Consider the following 17,494-nt stretch of genomic DNA (forward strand, 5'->3'; position numbering starts at 1 on the left):
CAGCTATGAAAATTACAAACTTTGCCGTTAAGAATTATCAGTTCACCCTCATTATATTCCTGTTGTTTGCGGTAGTTGGGGTACTGACCTTGTTCACTATGCCCCGTTCGGAAGACCCGACTATCCATCCACCGGAATATCTCATCACTGTCATATACCCCGGCACAAGTCCTAAAGACATGGAGGAGCAAGTCGTAAAGCCCATTGAAAATAAAATTTATGGGTTGGAAAACATTGATAAACTGCTGACCACAATTGAAGACGGTGTGGCGGCAATCCAGGTGAAATTCAAATATGGCGTTAATATAGACAATAAATACCAGGAGATTTCTACGGAAATGAACGCGTTAAAAAACAGCGAGCTTCCCAAGGATATCTATCTGATCAAAACAGAGAAAATTTCTTCTTCCGATGTAAAAATCTTGCAGGTTGCATTGGTTTCGGATAATGCCTCCGATAAATTGCTGAGAGATGAAGCCGACATACTGAAAACACGCCTGGAGAAAATAACGGACCTTAAAGAAGTCAAATATTCCGGAATGCCGGAACAGGAAATCCGTGTTGATATGCAACTGGATAAACTGGCGCAGCTGAAAATTCCGCTCAACGTAGTTATAGGCAGTTTACAAAGCGAAGCGGCAGACATTCCTGGTGGAAGTATCAACCTGGACAGCAAGGTTTTTAATGTAAAAACCAGCGGCAAGCTGAAGAATGTTGAGGATGTTGCCAATACCGTCATCTACAATGCCAACGGAAAAATTATTTATTTGAAAGATGTGGCCGAAGTAAGTTATAGAAACGAAATGGTCAGCCACATTACACGTGTAAGCGGGCATCGTTGTGTACTGGTTACGGCAGCAATGAAAGATGGTGTTAATATAGCGCGGGTGCAGGGGGAATTTTCCCCGATACTGGATGAATTTTCCAAAGGGCTGCCTGCTAATATCCGCCTTGTAAAAACGTTCGACCAGGCTACTATGGTCTCACAACGTTTGGGGCATCTCGGATTTGATTTCGGTTTAGCAATTCTTTTAGTAGCCATTACCTTATTGCCTTTGGGATTCAGAGCATCACTCATCGTAATGATTTCTATTCCGCTTTCGTTAGCAATAGGACTTATCGCACTGAATTTATTCGGGTATTCATTAAACCAGCTTAGTATTGTCGGGCTCGTGGTGGCTTTGGGACTGTTGGTAGATGACAGTATCGTAGTTGTTGAAAATATAGAAAGATGGCTCAGAGAAGGACATTCACGAATGGATGCCATCCTGAAAGGCACTAAACAAATAGGTGTAGCAGTTGTAGGATGTACAGCCACTTTGGTATTTGCGTTCTTGCCGCTTGCCTTCCTGCCGGATGCAGCCGGTGAATTTATGCGCAGCCTGCCTATGGCTGTCATCACCAGTGTGCTGGCATCGATGATCGTCGCTTTAACGCTTGTTCCTTTCATGGGAAGCCGGTTATTGAAACCACACACAGACGGAGAAGGTAATTTTTTCCTGAAGCAACTGCAAAAATTTCTCACCTACAGTTATCGCGGTATTATGCCACGGGCTTTAAAATATCCCAAGACAACCATTGGCATATCTATCATACTCAGCGCCTTCGCCTTTTTCTTATTTACAAAAACGGGATTTAAGCTTTTCCCAACCTCTGAAAAACCGATGTTCCTGATCAATATCAAAATGCCGCTGCAGGCTGATATTCCTGAAAGTGACCGGGTGACTAAACTTGTAGAAGATGAATTGAAGCAACATAAAGAGATCGTGTATTACACAAGCAATGTAGGCAAGGGCAATCCGCAGATATATTATAATTTACATCAGCAGGACATAAAGCCCGACTTCGCCCAGATTTTTGTACAGATGGATGATGAGGCAAGCCCTGACTCTAAAGTAGCGTTAGTTAAGCAACTAAGGGCAAAGTTTAAAGATTTTCCATATGCCAAAATTGAAGTAAAAGATTTTGAACAGGGCCCGCCGATAGAAGCCAACATAGTGGTAAGGGTTTTTGGTGAAGACCCGTACACGCTGCGCAAGCTTTCCTTTAAAGTGGAGGATATTTTACGCAACAACCCAGGTACTGTGTACATCAATAACGAATTAAACACCTACAAGTCTGACGTTAAAATAGCAATAAACAAAGAAAAAGCCCGCACACTGGGTGTGTTTACAAGCGATGTTGATAAGGTAATTCGAATGGCGGTAGCAGGATTGACTGTCGGTGATTATATAGATGACAGAGGCGATACCCGCAATGTTGTCCTGACACTTCCCAAAGACAAATTTTCAAACTTAGATGCATTCAAAAATCTGTACGTAAACAACATGCAAGGGGTTCCTGTATTGGTTAATCAGATTGCGACCATTTCTTTTGAAACATCACCTACGGCAATCAATCATTTTAATAAATCGCGTTTCGCAAAGGTTACCTCTCTAACCCGGGAAGGTGTATTGGCAAACGATGTACTAAAGGATATCGTTCCGCGACTGGACAAACTTAAAATGCCGCCCGGTTACTATTACAAGCTATCCGGTGAAGCAGAATCGGAAGGTGATACACTGGGTGGAAATTTTCTGTCAGTTATCCTGTTAAGTACATTCCTTTTTATTGGCGTTCTGTTACTGCAATTTAAAACGTTTAAAGGTATCATCATTGTACTGTCTATTATTCCATTAGGTATTCTCGGAGGCGTGGTAATGCTATTGATCACCGGCCATCCGATGTCAATAGTTTCTATTATCGGTTTCATTGGTTTGTCCGGCATACAGGTCAAGAACTCGCTGTTACTCGTTGATTTTACCAACCAGTTGCGGGTTGAAGGATATAGCATAGACGATGCCATTAACAAGGCAGGAGAAACCCGTTTTTTACCGGTTGTGCTAACGTCCATAACAGCTATTTGCGGATTAATTCCTCTTGCCTCGAATCCCAACCCGCTTATCGCTCCGTTAGCGATCGTGTTGATCGGCGGATTGATCAGTTCAACCATTCTTTCAAGAATTGTAACGCCGGTAATGTATAAGCTAATACCACCTTCTATCGAAAGTATTTAAACATTCATAAAATCAAAACAAAATGAAACAATACATCTTAATAACCGGAGCATCATCCGGAATCGGTTATGAAATGGCCCAACAGCTTGCGGCTCTAAAATACAACCTGATCCTTACTGCCCGCAGTGAGGATAAACTGGCAGCTATGCAGCAGGAATTATCTTCCAAATATGGCATTACCGTGCACTGCATACCCAAAGACTTAGGCAAAACAGCGCAGGCGGCTCAGTTATTTGATGAGATCAAGGACGCCGGCTATCAGGTATCTCATTTGGTTAACAACGCAGGATTTGGTGACTATGGAAGTTTTCTGGAAACCTCGCTGGAAAGGGAGTTGAGTATGATCGATCTCAACGTCAGCAGCCTGGTTATCCTTACCAAATTGTTTGCCAAAGATATGGCGGCGAGAAAGTCGGGCCGAATCATGAACGTGGCTTCAGTGATTGCCTATTTGCCTTTCCCTTACCAGTCGGTGTATTCAGCCACCAAGTCTTTTGTCTTAGCCTTTTCGCAAACCATCGCTGCTGAGCTGGAAGGAACCGGCGTAGTGGTTACCACGCTTGCCCCTGGGGTTACAGAAACAGCATTTATTTCGCCGGAAATGCGGGAAACCAACCTGTTGAAATCCAACAAGCCCACTTCCGTAAAAACAGTGGCTACTGAAGGCGTAAAACTCTTGCTACATGGAAAAGGAAAGAAAATTGTAGGCTTTCAAAACCGGTTTAATTCCATTTTAGCAGGAATACTGCCGGACGCTGTAATGATGAAAATTAAGATGAAGCTCGCAAGTGCTAAATGACGTGTTTGAAAATTCCGTTTTAAAAAACGTGAATGGCATAAAATGAATTACCAGCAGCAAGCAATTTGTAAATCAAATCATCATGAACGCTTCAATACCTCGTATTCCTCCTCCAATTTATTTCCTTATAGGATTAATTGCGATGATACTACTCAGTTCATTTGTTCCAATCGGACATTGGTTACATTTTCCCTGGAGATATATTGGAATTATAATCATTGTTCTTGGATTTTCTCTTAGTCTTGGAAGCGGCCTGTTCTTTCGAAAATTAGGCACTAACCCTCGCCCGGGTACCCAGGCAACTTTAATTGTAACAAAAGGGCCATTCAAGTATACAAGAAACCCGATGTACCTGGGTCTTATCACTATACTTACCGGCACTTCAGTACTTTTAGGAACATTTTCACCGCTCATCGTAATCCCGATCATCTTTTTGATACTCCACACGCAGTTTGTACTTCGGGAAGAGAAATGGATGGCAGAATGGTTTGGTGAGCCATACTTGGAATATAAAAAGAAAACACCAAGATGGCTATAGTAAAACGAAAAAATGTCAAGCGTAAAAACAGCAAAATAAATCATCTTAAATATGAATACAATTGAGAAAATTCGTGACGAATCAGAACAAGGTGAGCCAAAAACCAAAGACACCGTCTCTCATCCAACGACTCCCGGAGAAGACATGACACACATGGGGTTCGAACACGTCACCTTCGACCTGCCACACGGCACCTTTCACGCGCTGCAGGGTGGTGATCCCAATGGTCAACCAACTGTCTTCTTGCACGGCTTCCCAGACCATCCGCCGACCGCGAGGCTCTTCCTGGCCGAGCTCGGCCGCCGCGGACGTCACGTCGTCGCACCCTGGCTTCGCGGTTACTCGCCGTCCCCGACCGCCGGGCCGTTCGACTTTGTATCCCTTACCAGCGACGTGCTCGCCCTAATCGACCGCTGGTCTCAGGGACGGCCCGTGGAGTTGATTGGCCACGACTGGGGTGCCCTGATCACCTACGATGCCTGCGTCACAGCACCGGAGAAGATTGTACGCGCGGTCGCGCTCGCAATCCCTCATCCACTCACGTTCATGGGCCGGCTAACGCACCTGGCTCAGCTACGCCTGAGCTGGTACATGGGGCTTTTTCAATTGCCTGGGAGCGGCTGGATAGCCACCGCCCGCGATCTCGCCCTCATCGACCACCTCTGGCGTCAGTGGTCGCCCGGCTTCTCGCTCGATCCTGCGCTCAAGGCGGAGCTACATGAGCACCTGCGGGCGAGCATGCCTGCGCCTCTAAAGTACTACCGTGCGATGTTACGACCCGGTATGTTTGGGGCGATTCGCCGCATGTCTAAGCCGATCAAGGTGCCCCTGTTGCAGCTTTACGGTGCCAACGACGGCTGCATCCTCCCCGCGCAGGTTGACGACCGACATCGGTTCGCCGCCCAGCATGCGATAGAGGTCGTCCCGGACGTCGGCCACTTCCTTCACATCGAGGCACCCGTGGCGATCGCCGAGCGGATCGCGGCATGGAGCCTTGCAACTTTAAGAAACGGCACGCATCTATAAAACAAATGGCTGAAGCGAAAAAAATATCAAGACGGGAACTAATTGAACAAGGGGAACTTGTTTTATCAGTTTTAGCTTTACCTTTCCATTAACAGCATTTTTAAATTTTAAAGAAATGACAGATAATAAAAATTTTGACGTAATCATCATTGGCGGAAGCTATGCAGGACTTTCGGCAGCAATGGCTTTGGGACGGGCATTAAGAAATGTTTTAATCATTGACAGCGGCTTGCCCTGTAACCGGCAAACACCTCATTCACACAACTTTATTACGCAGGACGGTGAAAAACCAGGCGTTATTGCAGAAAAAGCAAAAGGACAGGTGTTGAAATACGACACGGTAAAATTCTTAACTGACCTTGCCGTTAATGGAACGAAAACTGATAAAGGTTTTGATATTTCAACTCAATCAGGAAAAATATTTTCAGCTAAAAAATTAGTTTTTGCAACAGGACTAAAAGATACCATGCTAAATATTAAGGGATTTTCTGAATGTTGGGGAATTACGGTACTTCATTGTCCCTATTGCCACGGATATGAAGTAAAGAATCAAAAAACAGGGATTTTTGCAAACGGATATGCTGCATTTCATTTGGCGCGGCTCATTCGTAACTGGACAAAGGATTTAACCATATTTACCAATGGGAAATCGGAATTGACACAAGAGCAAACCGATGAAATCAAAAGACACCATATTTCAATAGTTGAACGGGAAATTACCTCATTGAAACACAAAGACGGAGTAATTGAAGAAATAATTTTTTCAGACGATTCGACTTTTCAATTGAAAGTTATCTATTCAAGACCTCCTTTTGAACAACATTGTAAAATCCCCGAAGCATTGGGCTGTGAACTGACAGAACAAGGGCTTATCAAAGTAGATGCCTTTCAGAAAACAACAGTAGATAATATTTTCGCTTGTGGAGACAATACCAATCCGCTACGTGCTGTATCATATGCGATATCAACAGGGAATAATACAGGAGTATTTTTAAATAACGCTATGACAGAAGTAGATTTTTTAAAATGACAATAAAAGGGCATTTAATATGCGGTTTGGCGTTGTGGCTGCTGATACAACGCAGCATCAGCAATAGTTCGATATTGTGCTGCATATCCAGCTTAACCGAACGCTATTGAGCAGTAGAATAATACTTGTACATTAGTTTGTCATTCGGCTTCAGCCGTGAGTAGACGGAATATCGCCACAACGCCAAGTCGTTAACCGTTAGCAGCAAGTAATTTGTAATTCAAATCATCATGAGCACTTCAATATCTCGTATTCCTCCTCCAATTTATTTTCTTATAGGATTAATTGTGATGATACTACTCAGTTCATTTGTTCCAATCGGACACTGGTTACATTATCCATGGAGATACATTGGAATTATAATAATTGTTCTTGGATTTTCTCTTAGTGTTAGAAGTGGCATGTTCTTTCGAAAATTAGGCACAAATCCCCGCCCAGGCACCCAGGCAACCCTAATTGTAACAAAAGGTCCATTCAAGTACACAAGAAACCCGATGTACTTGGGTCTTATCACTATGCTTATTGGCACTTCAATGCTTTTAGGAACATTTTCACCTCTCATTGTAATCCCAATCATCTTTTTGATACTTCACACACAATTTGTACTTCGAGAAGAGAAATGGATGGCAGAATGGTTTGGAGAGCCATACTTAGAATATAAAAAGAAAACTCCGAGGTGGTTATTGTAGCAAGAATGTCTGTTGCTAACCTTGCATTGGCAATATGGCGGGGCGACGAATATACGCTCAACTTTGTGTTCGCTAATCAGCTTTAACTCCAGGCAAAGAATAGCACCAGGCAATAGAATAAACAATGCACTTTAAATTGTAAATTTAGCTGCGGTTCCAGGCTGACGATTTTCAAATGCCGCCACATCACCAAGCCGTAGCCGTTAGCGGCAAGTTTGACGCACAGTTCAACCGTCAGTGCGACAACACGCTGACTGAAAATTTTAAGACGACAAAATGAAACTTGAACTCATGCAACCCAGACCTGAACTTAGACCTTACATCAGCAAAATGTGGGTGTTTGAGAACGACAAACGATTGCCTGATGACGACATGAAGTTGATTGTTCCGAATGGCATGGCAAAACTTGTTATTCCTTTTCGCAACGGACTTTCGGGTAAATATAAAGACTGGTATCATCTTTCAAAGGAAGCATCCATCACTTTAATCGGTATTGCGGACAGCCCCGCCATTGTTGATGTGGAAGATGATGCACCACACGGAAATATCGGCATTGAGTTTTCACAAATTGGAGCATATCGCTTTTTTCAACTGCGACAGTCGGAACTCAAGAACAAAATATTTCCCCTGACCGATGTGTTCGGAAAATCGGCGCAGGTTATAAATGAACGCATTGCCAATGCAGTACCTGTAAGTGAAAAAATACAAATCATTCAATCCTACCTGCTCAACTTACTTTCGCAATCAGAACCTGATTTAATTCTTGACTATTGCCTGAGACAAATAGAAAGTTCAAAAGGGTTAGTAACGGTTACCGAGTTAGCAAAGAAAACAGGTTACAGCAGCCGATGGCTTTATGAAAAGTTTATTGAAAAAGTTGGGTTAAGTCCTAAGAACCTATTATCTGTTACCCGCTTCATGCAGTTTTATGCAGCAAGTGCAAAAAACCCGACTGCTGATTTTTTTAAAAAGGATATTTACCATTACTTCTACGACCAAACTCACTTTATCAAGGACTTCAAGCGATTTACAGGACTTTCACCATCAGCGTTCATCAAAACCGACAACGAATTCGGACACATATTCTACAAGGATTAGCACTTCCGATTTTTACTATACTTTCGCTGACTGGCAGATTACCTTTGTTTCAAAATTTAAAACATTATTTTCCGGGCTGGACGTTTTCCGGATGCCCTGTCGAAGGCAAAGCTGTGACCATTATATGCAACTTTAAGAAACGACACACATCTAAAAAACAAATGACTGAAGCGAAAAAAATATCAAGACGAGAACTAATTAAACAAGGGGACTTGAATTGACAGAACAGGGACTTATCAAAGTAGATACATTTCAGAAAACAACAGTAGATAATAAATTATTATAGTTTATACATTTAATATTAGTTTATCATGAAAAGAAAAATTGTACTTGCCCTTTTTCTGATGTCTGCGATTTTTCTCTTTACCGGGGCAAAGAAAATCCAGCTATGGTTGAATGGCCCAGACTACGAATACGGGCACAATGTAAGTATGTGCGGCGTATACGCATCTGAATCAAGCGCCGATAAAAATGGTAAATTTATTCCCGTTCTTGCAGGCCTTGGCCATCATCATTATCGCATCAATACCAAGTCGGACAGTACGCAAATTTATTTTGACCAGGGGCTTACTTTTTATAACAGCTTTCACTTCACCGAAGCGCTGGCATCATTCAAGGAGGCTGCCCGCTTTGATGAAAACTGCGTAATGGCTTACTGGGGACAAGCACTTGCACTGGGGCCATATTATAATAATTATTACTATAAAATGAGTCCGCGGGTGCCTGAAGTTTTAATGTCCTTGCAAAGGATAAATACGGGTGCCGTTGCAAAAGAAAATGACCTGATCAATGCAATGTTGCAGAGATATTCTTCGGATACAACCAACTCCGACCGGAAGGAGTTGGATGAGCGCTATGCTGATGCAATGTACAATCTGACAGTTAAATATCCAACGGATAACGATATCAAAGCATTATACATTGACGCGATGATGCTATGCCATAAATGGGATTTCTGGAGCCCGGATGGTACGCCAAAACCCTGGACACCCGGACTGGTGGAATTATGCGAAAATATCCTGAAAAGTGATCCCTTAAATCCGGGCGGGCTTCATTATTATATACACCTTACAGAAGCATCCCGGCACCCTGAACGTGCGTTGCGTTATGCAGAAGTGTTAAAAAATGAAATGCCGGGCGTGTCCCATATGGTGCATATGGCCACACATTCCTACCAGCGCAATGGCTTGTTTGTTAAAGGCGTATCGGTGAACGACGATGCAATTACTGCATTTAACAATGTGGATTCAACTGTACCAGTATTGCATTTAAGTAAAAATAATTTCATCCATATTTATGCAGTTCAGTCATACTGTGCCATGAGTGCGGGGATGTTTACTAAAGGGATGCCGATTTACCGCCGGGTCAGGGAAAAGCTGATGGCAATATCACCGTCTATCGAAAAAAACCCTTATGCGCAGTTTGTTTATATGATACCGGAGATGGCCTATGCCCGGTTAGGGAAATGGCAGGAAATATTAAAAGAACCCCGTCCGGATGCGAGGTGGAAATATGCAGTGGTGCTTGATGATTTTGCAAAGGGGCTGGCCCACGTCCGCAATAACAATATAACACGCGCCAAACAATGCCTTAATGAGCTCAGAAGTAATTTAACTGATAGTTTGCTTGCCATTCGCCTTATGCCTTTTAACAAACCCCAACAGACAGCGCAAATTGCGGCCGATATTTTATCGGGCGAGATGCTGTATGCTGAAGGCAAGACGGACAAAGCAATTGATGCCTTTAAAAAAGCCGTCGACGAGGAAGATGAACTGATTTACAGTGAACCCCATGAGTGGTTAATACCTGCCAGGCAATACCTCGGCTATTATCTCTTAAAAACAAATAAAGCTACCGAGGCTGCGAAAGTTTACCATGATGACCTTGTAGCCAACCCCGGTAACGGGTGGTCATTGCTGGGCATGTATAACTGCATGAAAGCCCAAAACAAACTAAGTGAAGCAGCTGGTTATAAATTGCGCTATGAAACAGCATTTGCGGCCGCGGATAGCAAACCGGTTAACTCTGTTTACTAACTGGTGCACCCGGTATAACCCCTTCCCGTCGCTTTACATTGCAACCGCAGCCATCTCCAATGGCTATGGTGTGGACACATCTTTTTATTAGATTCGTAGTCTAGGTATTCGAGGAAAACTCCATGAGGCGGTATTAAGTATGAATCCGCTGTAAGGTTGGATATTCCGGCATGCTTGACCATGCTGTTCCGTGCTCATTAGACCAATGGATTGTGTTGATGAATATAAAATTTCAAGAATGTAATTCTGGATGATAGCATGGTCAAAGTGTAACGGAATGCCATGCTATCATCACCGGAACACATTGATCAACGACTCCGGAATATCCATGTAACTACCTGATAACATGGAATTTAAGAAATAAAAATGGGGATTTTTACCTTCTGTTTTTATTTTATAACTACTTGATAATAAATTAGTTATATCGACTACTTGCCGATACAGAACTTGCTAAATATATTCTCCAGCAAATCATCCGTAGTAACCACACCGGTTATCTCGCCCAAATAGTGCAGGGCCTGCTTAATATCCATCGACAAAAAATCGGAAGTAATGCTGCCATCTATCCCGCCCAGTACACGAATGAGTGCTTCTTCAGTTTTTTGAAGAGCCTCCAGGTGGCGGATGTTGGTTACCATGGTTTCATCGCCGCTCAGCTGGTCTTTAATGGACGAAGAATAGATACGTTGTTTCAGTTCGTCAATGTGCTGTTTTTCTTTGGCGGATATGGCAATTGTCCGGAAGTCCGGAAGTCCGGAAGTCTGGAAGAAATTATCGATGCTTTGTAGCTTGCCAGATCCGAAACTTTCCGACTTGCCGACTTGCCGACTTTCTGACTCCAACAAATCCATTTTATTGGCCACCATCAGCATAGTTAAACCTGGCCTTTGTAAGCTTTCCAGGTCACTTTTCAATTCGTCAAGAGTAATTTCTGCAGCATCAAACACGTAAACCAACAATGCCGACTGGCTTATTTTTTCCATTGTACGCTGTACCCCGATCTGCTCAATAGCATCAGTGGCCTCGCGGATGCCAGCGGTATCTATCAACCGGAAATTGATGCCCTGGATATTCAGTACCTCTTCAATGGTATCACGTGTAGTACCAGGAATATGGCTTACAATAGCCCTTTCCTCGTTCAGGAGCGCATTCAACAAGGTCGACTTACCGGCGTTGGGTCGGCCGGCTATAACTGTATTCACGCCATTTTTGATGGCATTGCCCAGCTCGAATGACTGGATTAACCTGCCTACTATTTTGGTTATCTCATGTATGAGCTTTTTCAGCTGGTCGCGGTTGGCAAACTCAACATCCTCTTCGGCAAAATCAAGTTCAAGTTCAATCAGCGATGCAAAATTTACCAGTTGCTCGCGCAGGGCCTGCAGTTGGGTACTAAAGCCACCACGCAATTGCTGTAAAGCTACCTGCTGCGATGCTTTGGAATTGGAGGCTATCAAATCGGCAACGGCTTCGGCCTGCGAAAGGTCAAGCTGCCCGTTCAGGAAAGCCCTGAGGGTAAACTCGCCCGGTTTAGCTGAACGTGCTCCCTTTTTGATGAATAGCTTTATGATAGATTCAATGATATAGCCCGAGGCATGGCAACTTATCTCGACAACATTTTCGCGCGTGTATGACCGCGGGGCAACAAACAACGATGCCAGAACTTCGTCCAACACCAAATCGCCATCAATAATATGGCCGAAGTGGATGGTGTGCGATGCCTGTTTGGTTAAATCCTTACCCTTCCATACACTGTTGGCAATAGCTATGGCATCCGGCCCCGAAAGGCGGATAACCGCAATAGCACCAATCCCGTTTGGGGTGGCAAGGGCAACGATGGTATCTTCGTGGTGAGTGGTGAGTGGTGAGTGGTGAGTGTTCATAGTCGGTGGTCAATAGTCGATGGTCGATAGCCCATAGCAAAAGGACCAAAGCACAAAAGTCGCAATTTAAGATCAATCTTCCTATCATCCTTTTGTAACCTAACTATGGACCATCGTCCATGGTCTATGGACTAAAAAAACTACCTTTGCCCCCATTATGGTAACTTTTTTTGAAGCTTCGCTCGATACTATTTCGGTGCATCATGTTGGTAATCCTTTGCAGGATGAGTTGTACGCCTTGTCGGATAGTCCGCTGAAATTGAAGGATGAGATTATTCCTAACCTGCTGATGCAGTATTTTTTAAAGCCGTTTGAAAAGGTTAACGAAGTTTATCACCTGACACATAGCAGCGGCGACCTGGCGCTTAACGAGCTGCATAACTTTGCCACCCAGGTGTTTGAGGATCAGGAAAAATTTCATGAAGCATCAGAAAAAATTACCAAACACCTTTTTAAGGTTACCACCCACCCCAATATTAAAGGCGGCGAGTTATACGTAGTTTACTTTAACAACGTACAAATTGAAGGTAACCCACTGGATACCATTGGCATTTTTAAATCAGAAAACAAAGAAACTTACCTGAAGGTTTACCCGGATAAAGGTGGTTTCCAGGTTGATTATGAGCAGGACGCCATTAACATTAACAAGCTGGATAAAGGCGTGCTCATCTTCAACATCGAGAAAGAAAACGGTTATAAAGTAGTGGTGGTTGATAAAACCAACGGCGGCCAGGATGCAGCTGTGTACTGGAAAGACGATTTTTTACAGCTCAAGATCCGCAACGATAGCTTTAACCAAACCAACAATACCCTGGGAATTTACAAAAACTTTGTTACCCAAAAGCTCGATGATCAGTTTGAAATGAGCAAGGCTGATAAGATTGACCTGCTCAACCGGTCGATGAAATATTTTAAAGAAAAAGAAACCTTTGATATGGACGAATTTGGTAACGAGGTGATAGGCAACCCGGAAGCCATAGAATCGTTCAAAACCTTCAAAAACCAGTACGAACAGGAGTTTGACAGCCCGATAGGCAACAGCTTTGAAATATCCGGTAATGCCGTAAAAAAACAAGCCCGCGACTACAAAAGCGTTTTAAAGCTGGACAAAAACTTTCACATCTATATCCATGGGGATAAACAACTCATCGAAAAAGGTTTTGACGATGATAAAGCGATGAACTTTTATAAGGTTTATTTTAAGGAAGAAGCGTAAAGCCCGATCTATCTCTCATATTATTTCTAATTTAGGTATATAAATCAATATAATGGCAATTTCATTCGGTAAAACCATAAGACTCTTTTTGATTGATGGAACCACCAACGGCCTTATCTCAGCTGAATTATCAAATTGGACTGGCAAAGCTTTTAAAATTCCTCGAATAAAAGTTAAAGAATATCTGACGAGGGAAGAATTTAAAAGCCCCGGGATTTATATTTTATTTGGGAAAAATGAAAAGAATGAGGAAGCCGCTTATATTGGCGAAGGAGAACCAGTTATAGACAGAATAAAAGATCATTTAAATAAAAAGGATTTTTGGAATGAGGTGGTAATTTTCGTCAGTAAGGATAAATATTTAAATAAGGCCAGCATCAAATATTTAGAAAACAGGCTTCATAATATCGGAGATAACGCAAACAGATATTATATTTTTAATAGCAATATCCCAACTATGTCTGGCGTCTCAGAAGCAGAGCAAGCCGAATTAGAAGAATTTCTTTCTAACATCAAATTATTGACATCGACATTAGGTCATAAAATATTTGAAAACATCGGCGAAACATTAGAGAAGAATGAGAATAAAGACATAAAGTTTATTTGCAAAAACAATGCTGGCGCATATGCTCAAGGAAGTCCTTCAACCGAAGGCTTTATCGTTTTTGAAGAAAGTTTATTTATAAGAGAGCATCAGCCGTCTTTGCCAGAAAGTATAAGAAATGAAAAAGCGAAGATGATTATTGATGGAATCTTAGTTGACAATGAAGATATTTTGATTCTAAAAAAAACATACACTTTTAATTCTTCATCGCGGGCAGCATCTATGGTTTTGGGCAGATCGGCTACTGGTCCTGGAGAGTGGACAACAGAAGCGGGTGTTACTTTAAAAAAAATAGAGGGGCAGATATAAACAATGTAGCATTCTATTTTTGAAAATAAGCCTCAAAATCAACCATATTTATTATCCGTCATTTAGCCTGTACATTTATCGTCATGAAATCTTACCTAACTGCAATCATCCTGATGCTTTTTGCTTTTACGGCAAAATCGCAGCTGGCTATCATTAATGATCCGGATGGGTTTGTTAACGTGCGAAAGGGGCGCTCGCCCGGTGCCGAGATTGTGGACAAGCTTTATACTGGTCAGGTATTTTTGTTTTATACCGAAAACGACAAGGAAGATTGGATTGACGTAAGTTTTGATAATAATAGCCTCAAGTTTTACAACCAGGTCTATATTAAAAAATATCCCAAATACATTTCGGGCTTTATCAGCCAAAGCAGGCTGATGCCACTCGAAAACCTACCGCACAAGAAACTCACAAAGCTAAACCGTATATTATCGGCAAGACAGGCTATCCTTAAGGTAGATTCGGTGGTGCTAACTATCAAAACGCGGCAGTTTAACAACAAAAGTCATTACATCCATTATGCTAAAGGCAGTACCATTATCGATAAAATTGACGATAGGCTCCCGATTGGTGTTGACGGAGGTTTGCCGGCTGTTGAAATTAGCGCTTTTAGCTTAAATATAAACAACAAAGTTATTGCGATACCAAAAGCTTCGTTTACAGATATCTATCAGTCAAACATAAAAAAGCTCAATATTTACTCCGATAAAAAAGGCAATATCTACCTGTACATGCCAGGCAATAGCGATGGTGCCGGTGCTTACGATGTTGTGTGGATAATTAACAATGGCAAGTTGGTTTGCAGGTATGTTTACAGTATCGATTAGGTTATTTTATGCAAAAACTTACGAAGTTTCAAAAACTTCGTAAGTTCTAACACACTTGCTCAAAACCAATGACCAATGACGCGAAGCAAATGACTAATGACTATACAGGCTCCACCCTTTTCAAATGTAAATTACTCACCGGCTTTACCACCAGCGGTATTTTCTCAATGCGGGTTTCGCTGGTATCCAAACCAAAAGCTTTGGCTTCTGACTGGGCCAGTTTTTTTATGGCGAAGTAGCTGTTCAATATGAATCCTTCGCTCACGCTGAATAAGTTGTTATAGCTCAGGAATTTTTCCATAATAACAAACCTGAAATCGGCCGGGATGTGGTATTCGTTAAGCGATGGGTATTTGCTGGCGATATCAATTTCCTTACGTTTCACCATATCTTCTACCACGTTGCGGAATAGCACATTAACCCGCGGCTGTATTCTGAAGCCTAAGCGGTATTCGATGCGGATAACTTTACCTGGTTCAATATGGTCAACACTATACTCCATGGTGTAGGGCTCGTCTGTACGCTCAATGTGCACAAACCAATAGGTATCAGCACGTTTAGGGCGGCGGCTCATGATGGAGTAAATGATCTTTTCTTCTATCTGCTTGCTGTTATTAGCTTTAGTTAGATAGATTAAATGTGTAGCGTATTTATTTACGGTAGTATCGGCGCTAAGTGCATTTAGCAGGGGTAATTTTTCTTTAATATCTACAAAATGCAGGAAACGGTTATTAATCTTCCTCGCCCTGAACCAAACGTACATGGTAAATATCAACCCAACTTCAAAGCCTACAAAGAATAACCTTTTAACTATTTTAACTGCATTGGCTACAAAAAACGAGAACTCAACGGTTAAAAACAGGCACAAAATAATAGTGACCAACCACACCGGCCAGTGTTTAACATAGCGCATAAAGTAGTACATTAAAATGGTAGTACTTAGCATAGCAATGGTGATACTAAAGCCATAAGCGGCGGTCATGGCACTTGATGTTTTAAAATACAACGATACCAGGATACAACCTACACACAGCATCCAGTTGATGCTGGGGATATAAATCTGTCCGCGAATGTTAGACGGGTATTTGATAGTAATGCGCGGCCAAAAGTTCATACTCACCGCCTCGCTGATCAGGGTAAACGATCCGCTGATTAAAGCCTGGCTGGCAATAATAGTAGCCATTGTTGCCAATGCAATACTCGGGATCAGGAATTGGTGAGGCACTATCTCGAAGAAAGGATTTACACCTGTAAAATTCTTGGTTGGGGCCTGCGCCAATACCCATGCACCCTGACCAAGGTAGTTAATAACCAACGTAGTTTTAACAAAAATCCAGCTTACCTGGATGTTTTTACGACCGCAATGGCCCAAATCTGAATATAAGGCCTCGGCACCTGTTGTACATAAAAATACCGCGCCCAGCAACCAGAAACCTTTTGGATGATCCATTAATAGGCGCGCGCCATAATAAGGGTTTAAGGCTCTAAATATGCCGGGGGAATGGATTACCTGGATACCACCTAAAATGCCAAGCATCAAAAACCACATCAGCATAATAGGCCCGAAAGCCGAGCCAACCACCTTGGTGCCAAACTGTTGAAAAAAGAAAAGCAGTATAATTATTGCTATTACAATGATCAAAATAAGGTTATTACCCGGAATGATAACATTCGAAAAGTAAGGCACCAGGTTCAAGCCCTCAATGGCTGAGGTAACTGATATTGGTGGGGTAATTATACCATCGGCAAGCAATGTACCTGCGCCTATAATAGCCGGTATAGCCAGCCACTTGCCGTAACGCCTTACCAGGGCATACAATGAGAATATACCACCCTCGCCTTTGTTGTCGGCCTGCAGGGTTATTACGATGTATTTGAAGGTGGTTTGCAGGGTAAGCGTCCAGAAGATGCAGGAGATGGAGCCTAAAACCAGGGCCGGATTAACCTTGCCGCCTTCGACCAGCAGGGTTTGAAATACATATAGCGGGGAGGTACCGATATCGCCAAAAATGATACCGAGCGTAACAATCATGCCCGCAAATGTGAGGTGCTTAACGTGTGAGTTCATTTAATAAATAAAAAATTAGGGGTTGGAAAAAGTGACAATACTGTTGCCAGGAATTTTTTTTGCAGCCACATTGAATGTTGGCCGCGGCAACAAGGAAATACTATCACCATAAACTGTTTTTAATAACGAAACCTCGTAGTCAAAACACATGCCTACAGGGCAATTATTATAATTAAAAATCTGTTTTACAGATAATTAACTACAAAATACAGGGATTTATAAATATCGAAAAACCTATCATTTTGATAGGTTTTATCAAAACGATAGCCGTTCGCAAATAGTAAATATTGCATCACTTTTATGCATTACGAGGCT

13 protein-coding genes are annotated in these 17,494 nt (G+C 42.4%); 11 read left to right on the forward strand and 2 right to left on the reverse strand.

Going from position 1 to position 17,494, the window contains the following annotated elements; all coding sequences use genetic code 11:
- Window positions 1-5: 5 nt before the first annotated feature.
- From AC1RM2_RS05280 to AC1RM2_RS05315, 8 genes are all read left to right on the forward strand, one after another.
- Window positions 6-3,056: an efflux RND transporter permease subunit gene (locus tag AC1RM2_RS05280; RefSeq protein ID WP_492983958.1), complete on the forward strand. Its 3,051-nt coding sequence runs from the start codon at window positions 6-8 to the stop codon at window positions 3,054-3,056.
- A 22-nt stretch (window positions 3,057-3,078) separates the two neighbouring features.
- Window positions 3,079-3,855 (forward strand): SDR family NAD(P)-dependent oxidoreductase, encoded by a 777-nt coding sequence (locus AC1RM2_RS05285; RefSeq protein ID WP_492983959.1) that lies wholly within the window; start codon window positions 3,079-3,081, stop codon window positions 3,853-3,855.
- Window positions 3,856-3,937: 82 nt separating this feature from the next.
- Window positions 3,938-4,393, forward strand: a complete 456-nt coding sequence (locus AC1RM2_RS05290) for a methyltransferase family protein (RefSeq protein ID WP_492983960.1) — start codon at window positions 3,938-3,940, stop codon at window positions 4,391-4,393.
- A gap of 51 nt (window positions 4,394-4,444) precedes the next feature.
- Entirely contained in the window at window positions 4,445-5,419 is a 975-nt protein-coding gene (locus tag AC1RM2_RS05295; protein WP_492983961.1) for an alpha/beta fold hydrolase, read from the forward strand.
- A gap of 115 nt (window positions 5,420-5,534) precedes the next feature.
- Entirely contained in the window at window positions 5,535-6,449 is a 915-nt protein-coding gene (locus tag AC1RM2_RS05300; RefSeq protein ID WP_492983962.1) for an NAD(P)/FAD-dependent oxidoreductase, read from the forward strand.
- A gap of 230 nt (window positions 6,450-6,679) precedes the next feature.
- The gene (locus AC1RM2_RS05305) at window positions 6,680-7,138 is read left to right on the forward strand and encodes a methyltransferase family protein (RefSeq protein ID WP_492983963.1); all 459 of its coding nucleotides are present in this window, start codon (window positions 6,680-6,682) and stop codon (window positions 7,136-7,138) included.
- Window positions 7,139-7,414: 276 nt separating this feature from the next.
- The gene (locus AC1RM2_RS05310) at window positions 7,415-8,236 is read left to right on the forward strand and encodes a helix-turn-helix domain-containing protein (protein WP_492983964.1); all 822 of its coding nucleotides are present in this window, start codon (window positions 7,415-7,417) and stop codon (window positions 8,234-8,236) included.
- A gap of 311 nt (window positions 8,237-8,547) precedes the next feature.
- A complete protein-coding gene (locus tag AC1RM2_RS05315) occupies window positions 8,548-10,272 on the forward strand; it encodes a tetratricopeptide repeat protein (RefSeq protein WP_492983965.1) in 1,725 nt (574 codons plus the stop codon).
- Between the two features lie 428 nt (window positions 10,273-10,700).
- On the opposite strand, the gene mnmE is transcribed toward AC1RM2_RS05315, so the two are convergent.
- The gene (gene mnmE, locus AC1RM2_RS05320) at window positions 10,701-12,155 is read right to left on the reverse strand and encodes a tRNA uridine-5-carboxymethylaminomethyl(34) synthesis GTPase MnmE (protein ID WP_492983966.1); all 1,455 of its coding nucleotides are present in this window, start codon (window positions 12,153-12,155) and stop codon (window positions 10,701-10,703) included.
- A 157-nt stretch (window positions 12,156-12,312) separates the two neighbouring features.
- On the opposite strand from mnmE, the gene AC1RM2_RS05325 reads away from it, so the two are divergent.
- The 3 genes from AC1RM2_RS05325 (at window position 12,313) to AC1RM2_RS05335 (ending at window position 15,111) form a co-directional block, all read left to right on the forward strand.
- Complete coding sequence (locus AC1RM2_RS05325) at window positions 12,313-13,371, forward strand: nucleoid-associated protein (RefSeq protein WP_492983967.1); 1,059 nt, start codon at window positions 12,313-12,315, stop codon at window positions 13,369-13,371.
- A gap of 52 nt (window positions 13,372-13,423) precedes the next feature.
- The gene (locus AC1RM2_RS05330; protein WP_492983968.1) at window positions 13,424-14,284 is read left to right on the forward strand and encodes a GIY-YIG nuclease family protein; all 861 of its coding nucleotides are present in this window, start codon (window positions 13,424-13,426) and stop codon (window positions 14,282-14,284) included.
- A gap of 83 nt (window positions 14,285-14,367) precedes the next feature.
- Window positions 14,368-15,111 carry an SH3 domain-containing protein gene (locus AC1RM2_RS05335; RefSeq protein WP_492983969.1) on the forward strand — a complete coding sequence of 248 codons (744 nt, stop codon included), beginning with the start codon at window positions 14,368-14,370 and terminating at the stop codon, window positions 15,109-15,111.
- A 100-nt stretch (window positions 15,112-15,211) separates the two neighbouring features.
- On the opposite strand, the gene AC1RM2_RS05340 is transcribed toward AC1RM2_RS05335, so the two are convergent.
- Window positions 15,212-17,179 carry a KUP/HAK/KT family potassium transporter gene (locus tag AC1RM2_RS05340; RefSeq protein ID WP_492983970.1) on the reverse strand — a complete coding sequence of 656 codons (1,968 nt, stop codon included), beginning with the start codon at window positions 17,177-17,179 and terminating at the stop codon, window positions 15,212-15,214.
- Window positions 17,180-17,494 lie beyond the last annotated feature (315 nt).

It is taken from the genome of Mucilaginibacter sp. GW822-FHT03E02 (genome assembly GCF_058801545.1).